General features: G+C 48.6%; 11 protein-coding genes. 3 read left to right on the forward strand and 8 right to left on the reverse strand.

Annotated features, from left to right (window positions below; all coding sequences use genetic code 11):
• Window positions 1-864 precede the first annotated feature (864 nt).
• The 6 genes from FC47_RS09580 to FC47_RS09605 form a co-directional block, all read right to left on the reverse strand.
• Window positions 865-2,022, reverse strand: a complete 1,158-nt coding sequence (locus tag FC47_RS09580; protein ID WP_056968743.1) for an iron-containing alcohol dehydrogenase — start codon at window positions 2,020-2,022, stop codon at window positions 865-867.
• Window positions 2,023-2,105: 83 nt separating this feature from the next.
• Entirely contained in the window at window positions 2,106-2,798 is a 693-nt protein-coding gene (locus FC47_RS09585) for a phosphoribosylanthranilate isomerase (RefSeq protein WP_056968744.1), read from the reverse strand.
• A gap of 106 nt (window positions 2,799-2,904) precedes the next feature.
• Window positions 2,905-3,867 carry a PfkB family carbohydrate kinase gene (locus tag FC47_RS09590; RefSeq protein ID WP_056968745.1) on the reverse strand — a complete coding sequence of 321 codons (963 nt, stop codon included), beginning with the start codon at window positions 3,865-3,867 and terminating at the stop codon, window positions 2,905-2,907.
• A 177-nt stretch (window positions 3,868-4,044) separates the two neighbouring features.
• Window positions 4,045-5,121, reverse strand: coding sequence for a PfkB family carbohydrate kinase (locus FC47_RS09595; RefSeq protein ID WP_033934827.1), 1,077 nt, complete (start codon window positions 5,119-5,121; stop codon window positions 4,045-4,047).
• Window positions 5,091-5,270, reverse strand: a complete 180-nt coding sequence (locus FC47_RS09600; protein ID WP_152602662.1) for a hypothetical protein — start codon at window positions 5,268-5,270, stop codon at window positions 5,091-5,093. The genes FC47_RS09595 and FC47_RS09600 overlap by 31 nt, the downstream gene beginning before the upstream one ends.
• A gap of 183 nt (window positions 5,271-5,453) precedes the next feature.
• On the reverse strand, window positions 5,454-5,921 hold the full coding sequence (locus tag FC47_RS09605) for a hypothetical protein (RefSeq protein ID WP_033934829.1): 468 nt from the start codon (window positions 5,919-5,921) through the stop codon (window positions 5,454-5,456).
• A gap of 250 nt (window positions 5,922-6,171) precedes the next feature.
• On the opposite strand from FC47_RS09605, the gene FC47_RS09610 reads away from it, so the two are divergent.
• Complete coding sequence (locus FC47_RS09610) at window positions 6,172-6,756, forward strand: sigma-70 RNA polymerase sigma factor region 4 domain-containing protein (protein ID WP_155519175.1); 585 nt, start codon at window positions 6,172-6,174, stop codon at window positions 6,754-6,756.
• Between the two features lie 120 nt (window positions 6,757-6,876).
• Here FC47_RS09610 and FC47_RS09615 read toward each other — a convergent pair whose 3' ends face one another.
• Together FC47_RS09615 and FC47_RS09620 are read right to left on the reverse strand one after the other, a co-directional pair.
• Window positions 6,877-7,644, reverse strand: coding sequence for a hypothetical protein (locus FC47_RS09615; RefSeq protein ID WP_056968747.1), 768 nt, complete (start codon window positions 7,642-7,644; stop codon window positions 6,877-6,879).
• Window positions 7,645-7,856: 212 nt separating this feature from the next.
• Window positions 7,857-9,383, reverse strand: coding sequence for a replication initiator protein A (locus FC47_RS09620; RefSeq protein ID WP_056968748.1), 1,527 nt, complete (start codon window positions 9,381-9,383; stop codon window positions 7,857-7,859).
• A gap of 776 nt (window positions 9,384-10,159) precedes the next feature.
• Between FC47_RS09620 and FC47_RS09625 the strand changes: the two genes are divergently transcribed.
• Both FC47_RS09625 and FC47_RS09630 read left to right on the forward strand, forming a co-directional pair.
• On the forward strand, window positions 10,160-10,996 hold the full coding sequence (locus FC47_RS09625) for a ParA family protein (RefSeq protein ID WP_056968749.1): 837 nt from the start codon (window positions 10,160-10,162) through the stop codon (window positions 10,994-10,996).
• A 15-nt stretch (window positions 10,997-11,011) separates the two neighbouring features.
• Complete coding sequence (locus tag FC47_RS09630) at window positions 11,012-11,341, forward strand: DUF5388 domain-containing protein (RefSeq protein ID WP_048344700.1); 330 nt, start codon at window positions 11,012-11,014, stop codon at window positions 11,339-11,341.
• Window positions 11,342-11,577 lie beyond the last annotated feature (236 nt).

Consider the following 11,577-nt stretch of genomic DNA (forward strand, 5'->3'; position numbering starts at 1 on the left):
ACCTTGATGCAGCCGTTGATCTGGTCATCAGTTGGCTTTTCGATGGCATCGGTGTAGCTGCGCCAAATACCATCTTCATTACCCTCACTGACCATCTTGAATGACAGTTTTGAGTTCTTGAAATTACGTTCCATGATTGAACATCTCCTTTGAATAATTTGGTAAGGTTTTAAGACTTACACTTATAGAAACGATTTAGACTCAAAAAAATAAAGGAAGATTCTGAAGTTTTTTCGTATGTATGAAGCAGCCCTGATTAATGGTTTCGGGTTGGTCTTTGATCTCCCTCTTAGTAATCTAATTAATTGATTATTATTTACAATTCACAATTAATTATTTACAATCCACTATTCACTATCCACTATTTACATTGTAGAAGCTTGTCTATATTACATCAAAACAGCTTTATATCAACGCTTTTATCACGTTCACATTTTACAATTCACAATGCACAATCCACTATTTACAATTCATTATTTACTATTTACATTGTAGGAGTTTAAAAACCATATGATCAGAACTAATCTTTTGTCAGCCAATACTACCCCAAATTCGTCAATTTTCGCTCTGTGATTTTTTCGCGAAAAAAGGAATTGCTGATGTTATTCAAGACCACATGCACTCATACATGACCGGAACGTCCTGTATATACAGAGGGTGCATATGCATCATCCCCCAGGCCGGCGGAGCGTGAGCGGAACTAGGGGCTCACTCGAGGCGACGGTAAGCATGGTACATGCGGCCCGCCGGAGAGGAGACCCGTGGAGCGGAAGCGGAGCCGACCTGGGGGAGCGTTCTAAAAACATAGAAAAAGCCAAGCCATGAACTTGTCATGACCTGGCTTGTTTTAAATTAACAGCAGTACTAGCCGAAACGTTTCAATAACTCGGTAACATTTTCCTTAGTCAGCTCAAAGGAAGTATTGCCGGCAAAGCGTTCATGAAGCACCTCATCCGCGTTCTTGACCAGCTCTTCGTTCGAGACGCCATAGTCGGAAAATGGGTGCAGTCCGACCTGCTCATCACGGAACTTCAGATAGGCCTGCTTGGTAATCACGCCGATTTCAGCCGGCGTTTCATCCCCAGTAAACTCCGCGCCCAAAATCTTACCAATCTCTTTGACCTTCTTTGGCAATACTGAAGCCGACATTTCAAGCACGGAAGGCAGAGCATAGGCAACCGCCTCGCCATGAACGAAATGATACTTGGATCCTAGAATATGAGCCTCTGAATGCCCCACGATGGTTCCAGACTGATTAAGAATCCAGCCCGCTAAATTGGCGGCTACCATCATCCGTTCACGATACTCGATGCTTTGACCTTCAGCAACCGCTTTAGGCAGATAGTTGGTGCACAGGAACATGACCTTTTCCGAAATGGCATCGGCCACAGGACTACTCAGATTAGACAGGTAGCCTTCCGCGGCGTGCGAGAAGACGTCCAGACCGCTGGCAATCGTTTGGCGTTTCGGCAGACTCAGTGTCAGTTCAGGAACCAGCAGCGCGTAATCGCTCAAGATACGGTCAGACAGGATGGCGTTCTTTTCAAGCGTCGTTTCATCGGTAACTATGAGCGCGTTGGACATCTCGCTCCCAGTCCCAGCCGTGGTCGGCACGCTGATCAAGCACTTGAAGTCATGGATAAGCGACTCATCTTTTACGTAGTCGAGAATATCGCGGCTGTCGCCGTTGCTGGCCACGATGTTGATTCCCTTGGCACTGTCAAGACAGCTCCCTCCGCCAATCGCGATCACGCAGTCCGCACCAAAATTCTTCATTGCTTCCGCGCCTTTATTGATGACGCTGGCAGGCGGGTCTGGCACGATATCGCCGTAGATTTCCACCTCAATGTTATTTTTCTGAATCTCAGCAATCATTTCCTGTACGGCTGGCACGCCCATCAAAAACTGATCGAGCACTATCATTACGCGCCATTTGTCTTCCAGCTTGAGAATCTCCATGATTGACTTGGCCAGATCGTGTTCAACAACGACCTTGACCGGCTGCTGCATTCTGATTTTCATATTCCACGCCCCTTTTGATTGCAGACGACCCGAGCTGCCCACCTGCTCTGGATCGCGTTGACCATCTTGTTTTGCTTTTAGATCTACAGGCCGAGTTCAGCGGCGGCTTGGTCAGCGGCCTCGCAGAACGCCTTGACCTTTGGAATGTCTTTTTCCATATTGCCGTGGTCATACTTGATGCTCGTCTTGGTCAGCGAATCAACGCCGTATGGACGAATCTTCTTGATCGCGTCCGCTACGTTGTCAGGTCCCAGACCACCGGCTTCGATTACCTTGGCGTTGACGGACTTAACGATTTCGGCATCGATGTTCCAGTCATGCGTCTGGCCAGAAGCCCCAATTCCCGTATCAGGAGCCAAACCAGAGTCCAGCAGAATGTAGTCAACGAACGGATCAACCTTCTTGGCGCGCTCAATGGCTCCCTCGCCGTCAACCAGCACTGCCTGCATCAGTTCAGTGTCAGGAGCGACTTCTTTCAAGTGCTTGGCGAATTCCTCATCAGCCGTGTAGCCATCCCCCGCCACGTGCAGAATCTCTGGCTGCAGGCGCTTGGCCAGGTCGATCATCTCATCCGGATCGTTCGTCAGCATAATCAGGACCATCTTGACTCCGCGCAGCCGGCATTCTTCATGAATCTGGTCAACCCGATACAGCGGCACGCGGTGAGCAGGCACCCCGCCCATCTGCATTGGCACCAGCCCGATGTTGTCGGCGCCGGCTTCCATGGTTTTGATGGCTTCGTCCAGTTGAATAATTGAGTAGAGCTGCTTGATCATTTTAGTTTCCTCCTTGGTTTCTTTCATTCGGTCTAAAATTTGCGTATCAGCGTCGTTTTAAGGCTGTTTAGTCATTGTTTTGATAAATTACACGCTGACTGCTTGTTCAGCTTCTCACGGCTTTTAAGCGCTGCTGAACGTTCAGCTGTTTTTGTGTCAGCTTGGCCGCGACCTTTGCTGGCGTGATGTCAGGCACCGATTTTTCGCTTTCCAGCGCGATGCTTGCGGCTGCTTGCGTGTATTGGCAGACCTCGTTAAGATCCGTGATTCCACGGTAGCGGCACCAGACGATCGTAGCCGTACTGCAGTCGCCCGCGCCGTTTGCACTGACGATCTTGGTGGTCATCGTTGGCACGTGCGCCGACTGACTGCTGCTCATGGCCATGATGCCATCTTTGCCCAGCGAGATGAATACGTTTTTGACGCCGTATTCCAATAGCTTGGCCGCGGCGATCTGAGCCGTCTCGTAATCGGTGATCTTAATGCCGGTCATCATTTCGGCCTCGATTCGGTTCGGCTTAAGCGTGTCAATCTTGTCTAAAATCGGAATGACGCGCTTGCCCTTGACAATTGACACCGGATCAACAAAGATTGGCGCCGTTACGTGTTCGCCAAGCCACATGATCGATTCTTCCGGCAGGTTGGCGTCAATCATGCACACGGACGCGTGATTGATAAAGTCGAGCCGCTTTGCCAGAAATGCCGGCGTGATGTTTTCACAGATCTTCATGTCGTTGATCCCCAAAAGCATGTCCCCGGTTTCATCAGTGACATAGAGATAGCCCGATGAACGCTGACCGGTCAGTTTTTCAGCGTAGTCCAGACGAATGCCGTGCTGAGCGCAGGAATGCTCCATGACGATACCGTTCATATCATCGCCATAAACGGTAATCAGATACGTTGGCACTTCCAAGCGCGCCAGGTTCTGAGCAATGTTCTGCCCAACGCCCCCGACTGCCATGCCAATCTGGCCGATATTTGAATCACGCGGAATTACCTTCTCATCGGGAATGCCGAAGATATCCATGTTCATGCCGCCAATGACTGCTACGTATGGTTTCTCGCTCATCGGATGACACCTCTTTCTTTTTTAAACATAAGATTAATTGATTAAACCTTTGTTGATAAACCAATTCTAGTCTTTTGTGAAAACGCTGTCAAGATGGTACAAAAAAAGAGCGCCGGTTTAGCGCCCTTAGCATCACGACGTTCATTGAGAGCATTCATCGCGATTCTGATATTTGATTCATTCGTTTTCCAGCAGCGTCCCGACCCGATCGCTGACGCTTTTGCCAGTGGCCATCGTCAGCCCACCGATTCTGATCATCAGGTCAAGCGTGTCGTCCAGCGATTCATGACGCAGCTGAGCATAGGCAAGCGCGGCTGTCATGGAAGCCCCGACGCCATTCGTGTTCTCCACGTGCAGGCCAGGCTCGTAGCCATGATAGAGCGTACCATCCCGATCAGCCATGATCATCCCCATCTGATCCAGATACAGGTAGATCCGGGTCTTGAAGATGTCATAGAGCTTCTCGGCGCATTCCTTGCCGTCATTGATGTCCATGATCTTAACGCTGGCCATGAACGATCCTTCCACGCCATTGATGACCAGGCCCTCGAGATTGAGATTGTCCTGCAGCAGGCGCGGCGTCTTGGTTACCGAAACGGCTTTGGCATACATCGGCACGCGCACGTTGTCATAGAGCCAGCGAATCGTTTCCGCCGGCAGATTGGAGTCGATAATCGCGGCCTTGCCGGCATTGATGCCCGCCAGCCGCGGCTCCAGAAAACTAGGCGTGATGAACTCGTTGATCCGCATGTCGTCCACGCCAATGATCCGTTCGCCATCACCTTGATTGACGTAGAGATAGACCGACGTTTTGCGATCCGGCAGCTGCTTGGAATACGAGATGTCGATCCCGCGGCGATAGGCATCCTCCTTGAAGCGGGTGCCATAGTCATCGCTGCCGAAAACCGTGATCAGATTGGTGTCCAACCCCAGCGCGGCGGCGTTCGCGGCAATGTTTCTGCCCAGACCGCCCAGCTGCGTCGTCACGTGGCCGGTATTGGATCCCTTCAAGACCACCGGATAGTCGCTGACGATGCCATAGATGTCCATGTTCACGGCACCGATCACCGTAACGTATTCTTTTTTAGGCAGTACGTAGCCCTTGCCTAGAATCAGCCCTTCCTTGATCAGCCGCGAGATGTGCGAAGCCACGCCCGGCCTGGTAATGCCAAGCTTTTCCGCCAGCTCTTTTTGCGAGATCATCGGATTTTGCCGAATCAGGTCTAGAATCTGCTTTTCGCGCTCTGTTGGCAAGATGTCATCCCCTCGGTGAGTTCGCGTCTTCTTTTGTCGACCAGCCGCTGTAGCCGGTCCAGCGTATCCAGGTCATCAATCTGACTGATATACAGATCGGCAGCCGCGCGCAGTCGCAGCGACTCAATATTTTTAGTCTGTTCTCTCAATTCATCGCTCATCATGTTTCCTCAAACTCTCTTGAAAATATCAAATACAATTAAAGCAGAAATCAGCAGTCATGGCAAAGAATCGAGAATTCAAGCCGCCATCCGAACCTACACGCTGATCAATTCATATCTGCAAAATCTAAGCACCGCGTTTTTGGCCGTCAGTCATCAATCAAAACAGCTTCAGCATTCCACACCCCACAAGCCGTCAATCTCATCAACGCACTCATGCAGAACTCCATTGAGTCCCAGCAGCCACTCATCCTGGACCATCATTCCCTCGTACTGATAGATCTGGCCCTGCTGATTGGCGATGGCCAGATGCCAGGTCGGCCCATCCGTGATCGTGTATGGCGGATAGCCTCCGTCAAAGATCTCATGCAGATAGGCAAACAGCCGGCTGATCTGCTCCGGTTTCATCAAGAAGCGCTGTCTGCGAATCGGCGTGACCGTTTCTTTTTGGCCATCGATGTAGAACGAATTAAATCGCACCAGTCCGTTCCGATCGATAGTCAGATGCTGTTCAGTCTCATGATACGGGTTGTGTGGCCGCGTCTCGGGCAGACCATACTTTTTGTTCATGAACCCCCATGCCAGGTTAAGCGAAACCAATGAAACGCGGTCAATGCGTCCTTTAAGATCATTATTCATGCTATTACCCCTCTGCAAGTATTTGACGCGTTTTCCGGCTTGACGCGAACGAATCGGCGGCAAATGAGGACAGCCGCGCGTTGACAGCGGTCAAAACACCGTCAATCACGCTGGCTGCTTCTTATCGCGCGCTGAGCGTTGCTGATTTGGGGTAATTCGATCCCAAATCATACTCATTCGCTCGATCCGCGCTAATCGCCAATAGAAAGCGCTATCATAATTGAGGTTCTTGCAAACTTGCAGATGGAAGGTGATATCCGAAGCAGAACGGTCCCTTACGGATGGCTATCGCTTCTTGGTGGCCGACAAGCAGCGACTATTGGTTATCTACGGCGCTTTAAAATATCGTGGAATTTATCGATCTCATCAAGATTTCGATGACCTCGCCCAGCAAGCAATGGGCTGGTATGCGGAAGCCTATCGCGACTTCCCAGGTTCCCCTGAAAAAGACCAGTCATCATTTTCGCATTATGCTTTCCAACGGATCGACTGGCACCTCAAGGATCGTTTCAAACGCCAAAAAGTTCGCGCCAATCATCAGTGTCTTTATCTGGACGCGGGATTGAATGGTGAGAACGCCAGCGAATGGCTCATTGATTCAGACTGCGATGCCGCTCTGATCGAACGAGCCGCCGCTCAACAGCTGTGGCGCCGGCTTTGGCCTTATCTAACTCAAAAAGAGAACTCGTATCTGCGGTGCGTCATCGAGCTTGGCCTCAACAACAAAGAGATTGCTAAGCGCTGGCAGACCACACCACAGGCCGTCTCCTACGTAAAAAAGCGCGTAATCCAAAAGGCAAGGGCCATTTACAGCGCGCCGCCAAACATCGCGTAGTCTCTTGCATAATCCCTAAAAACTTGACTACCTCGAATCTCTCCCAGCATGTCTTGAAAAACAAGGCATGCTGTTTTTGTTTGGAGTCTGGCAGGTCAGCTAGAGAATTCCAAGACGTGATCAGTGATTGGTGCCGTCACAAGGAGCAATCAGCTGTTTTTTAAGCAGCCGCTTGAACTCCTCATCCATGGGGTGGCCATATAGCTTATTGGCGATGCTGTCCAGAGCATTTTCCAGCACCTCATAGCGGACCCGATTCTCAAGCTGATGCAGATCATCAAGGTGATTAAAGTCCGGATGCCTCTCACAGCAGCGCTCACCCTCATAGTTTTTCCGCACCATTTCCAGATGCTCGATCAGCGCGTGACTGATCTTGGCAGCCGCGTTAAGATTGCGCTTGATCGTATCAATAGCGACATTGATCATCACGCGAATCGTCTGGTGATCATAGCCGTCAAACGACAATACGGAACATCCCCTGCGCGAACTGTCGAATCCATGGGGCGAAAGATTGTCAGCACAGATAAAGATCACGGACCGATTGCGCAGCCCAGTCAGCGGTACCAGCCGATGCCGACCTGAGACGCACCCCACCGACTGAGCATTGGTCTTCTTGTACAAGGTTGCCATGGTGTTGCGATAGACATGATACTCCTGGGACAGCTCACTGATCAGTTCCGAATACCGTCGCTCCACGTTCAGTAAGCGTCCGCGGCGGTCAATAACGATCGTGCTGTCCTCGCCGTCATGAAGCCAACGCATCAGCAGAAGCATGCTACTCCAGTCCAGGTGATAGGCCTCATGCACGTCATCAAACTGCAGATGATCCAGCTGACGCAGATCAATCAGCCGGTCATCGGCATATTCAGCGTTAGACGTCTTTTTCATGGAATACTCCTCCCCTAAAGTACGATTATGAGCCAAAAAGACGGCTCCATTCCTCATGCTATCAAGGGTTGTATGTGCTTACAATGGTTCTGAGGAAGTTCTCATCATATTTTTAGTATACGTCTAAGAAATCAAGGTTTGTGAACGCATTTGAAAACAAAAAAGTATAACTGGTCTAGTCGCCTGATGAGAATTTTATTGCCGATTTTTGCCTATGCCATTCCCGGATTGAGACCGTTTTGCTTGAAGCCGAAAATCTGCTTTTTGAAATCCTTAAGCGAAAATGGCGGCTGGAAGTTTCCGTGCTCTGAACTTGGCGACTGCTGCTCCGTGTTTGCTGATGAAGCGAAACGACGCTTGTCATCTGGCGTGGCTTGGGGATAGGCGTTTATAAATTCAGCCGCGGTCTGTCCAATAGCCTGTTCGACGATTCGCTGCTGAGAGTCGTTGGACTGCGGCGCGTTTTTTTCGTTGGCGATCCGTTTCGTCAGCCAGTCTGCCGGATAGTCGGCAAATTGGTCGTTTTGAGCGCCTGTCTGGACAACGGCATCGTTCATCGCGTTAGATGTCTGAGCGTTCTGATCAAAGTTACACGTGAAATTTGAGCTGTTTGCGTCAACGGGATTGCTGGACTGCCAATTCTGCTTTGGCGGCAGGATCGGCACTTCACGGAACTCGTATTCTGATTCAGATGCCGCGTGGCTTGGCGCGTCGTCTTCCGGCAGTTTGAGAATTGGAATCTTAGGCGCGCCGCGGAACTGGCTGAGCATCTCCTGCGTCATGATCCGGAATTTTTTACGATTCTGGTTCATGGTCGAAAAGCTTGCGTCTAGGAATTCAGCAGCCTTCAGGTGATCATAGACCATGTCGTCCAGATTGGTGATGCCATTAGCGCGATCCGTGTAGAGAATCTGGGCGATATAGGCCGGTGGATTGCTGATAGAGTATCTTTTGCTGAGTTTGATGGCACAGCTCAGCATTCTGGCGCCAAACTGCTTCTGCAGACTCTCCAGATAGCGTGCCGTGTAGTTGGTCAGATGGCCAAACTGGGAACGATACAGGGCAAACGCGAAGTCCAGATCATTATCGTCAACGAGTCCTAAAGAGCGTTCTTCAACCGGCTTATTCGATGGCTTCGTCTTTTGATCATCAGCGGCTGCTGGTTGGTGCGTATCGTCAGATTTATTTACGGATGCGATGTTGATAGTTTCGTTTTGAATTTTTTCCTCGCGATTTTTCGCGGAGGAATCAATCGAATCTATGTTGTCTAGATAGTTATTTAATAGCTTTGTCTTACTTGTGTTCACATTTTGCACGTCGCTGGGTTCAGATTTTGAACTCCGAGCGAATTGCTGATATGACGGGGTTTGATAGCTGTTTTGGGTGTTTTCGCGGTGTTCACATTTTGCACTCCGCACGTAATTGTTGACGTACACCCGATATTCACTCATTCCGGTTCGTTCAACATGAATCAGACCAAACTTGATCAGCTTTTTCCGAGCGTTGGTCACAGTATGACGAGACGTGTGCAGCAAGGCGGCCATCTCTTCGTTGGTGAAGTAGATAAATGGCTGACCGTTGCTGTCGATGAAGCGCGGGTTGCCGTTTTGCGCGTTGCGGATTGAGCCATCAAGCCGTGAGCGGTAGAGAGAGTACATCAGCATTGAGTTGCCATCGAGTTTTCGATAGTTGTCATTTTGGAGCAGGTCCAGCTCGACTTTAACAAATTTTGAAGTCATAAAAAAATCTCCTTCCTTACCAGCGGCAGTGAAAGAGACTATCTCAAAAACACTCAAGCACTTTCAGCAATTCGCAAAGTCATGCGACCAAGCCAATTGCCTTTGATGAATGCACTCAATAATGCTATAATGTGACTGTATTAAAAATTAAAATAAACTGGATATCTCAATCATAGTCTTGTTACTATGTCACACTATGTCGCACTATAGCATCATGATTGCCGTGCTTGAGTATTCAGGATAATCTCAGAATCATGAGCGGCCACTCATGATTCTTTTTTTATTGCCTGAATCTCTAATTCGTTTTATGTTTTATAAAGAACATTCTGCTGCTTATTCTAATCATTTTGGTTAAAGCGGTTACAAAGACATTTTAACCGATATCGATTAAATTTTGCAGTCTTGATCTAACAAAGTTCAAAACGATTTACGCCTTCAAGACCAACCGTTTTGGATGATCGATTTCTAACAACTCCATGTGGTTTTCATATCGATCATTAAAGTAATAATTGCACATAAATATTCCTAAATCAATAGCGATTTTCGGGTAGTTAACTATTTACAATTCACTATTAACAATTTACAATGTGGAAGATGAATGAGAAAAAATTGGCAAATTTGAAATCCCTTGTGTCAGAATAGATTGGAAAAACTTTGTCAATGTTAACAATTCACAATTAATTATTCATTATTTGCTATTTACAGCGAGAAAGTTTGATATAATATTTTTGATAACTAGCGAAACAGCGAAAAAACTATTGATGAGGTGAAAAATAATGAGTGCTACCGTAATGTCCTTTTGCAATCAAAAGGGGGGTGTCGGGAAGACGTCGACGACTGCTTTGGTCAGCTACAACCTGTCCAAGCTCGGCTACAAGACGCTGGTCATCGACTTTGACCCCCAGGCAAACATCACGCAGCTCTTTTTGAAGACCAAGACGCGTGGCCAGTCTGCCGTGGCAACGATCAACAAGTCTTTGATGACGGTGTTGCAGAATGAGGAACCGCTGACCAACGCGATTCTGTCAATCAATGAAAATCTGGATCTGATTCCAACGGCGGTTGACTTCTCTTTGTACGGTCGTTTTCTTGAGAACAAGGAATCTGATGAAAAGAGCCGTGTTTCCTACTTCCGCAAGCTGCTTGAAGATCAGCTGATTGATCGTTACGACTTTATCTTTATCGACGTTCCGCCTACGCTGGGACTTTCCAACGATACGGCCTTCTACGCCTGCGATCAGATTATCATCGTTCTGCAGACGCAGGAACGTTCTCTGGTTGGTGCTGAATACCTGATTGAATATCTGCAGCGGGTAATCATCAATTCCTTCCAATCCAAGGTTGACGTTATCGGCCTGCTGCCAGTGCTGTCCAAGCGCGACTCTTCCGTTGACGCCAAGATTCTTCAGTCAGCAAGCGAGGAATTTGGCGAGGACAACATTTTCAACAGCCACATCACGATCATGGAACGGGTCAAGCGGATGGACATGACCGGGATCACCGACAACGACAAGGATGCTTGGGACCGCAAGACGCAAAACGCGTACAAAGCGGTCGCCGAGGAAATTATCGAACGACTGAACAAGGGCAAGCAAGAAACGGATAATCAATAAAAGGAGCGATTTAAAATGGGCTTGTTAAATCACGACATGAAGAAGGATGAACGTCCAGAAATGAAGCACGGCGCGGACTTTGTTGTTGAAAAGCAGGTCAAGCGCGAAGACATCGTTCAAAACTCTGAACAGGTTACCTACTCTACCAACGTGCGGGTTGACAACCACGTTCGCAATCAGCTGACGGCATTGGTTAACGTTGGCGCGGCCAAGAACGTGCGTGAACTGGAAAAGAAGATGATCAGCGCGGCCGTTGACCAGCTGCCAAACAGTGATCAGTCACGCTTCTACCAGATCCTGCGTATTCTGGAAGAAAAGGACATGCTGACATCACGCAATAAGTAGCATTTGCTGCGTGAACACGACACGTTAAATAAATATGTAAGCTAAAAGGCCTGATTCCACGATCAACTGGAGTCGGGCCTTTAGTAGTTATTGAAGAATTGGGGATTGCCGAAGCTGACACGCCGTAGTAGCATTAGGCCCAGATATAAGAACGGAAAAGCAGCGCTATAAAATGACTCTCATTAAAAAAGAGAAATACCCCCTATATTAACTAGGCACTATTGCCTGTCAAGTAT

It is taken from the genome of Limosilactobacillus mucosae DSM 13345 (genome assembly GCF_001436025.1).
Lineage (GTDB): Bacteria > Bacillota > Bacilli > Lactobacillales > Lactobacillaceae > Limosilactobacillus > Limosilactobacillus mucosae.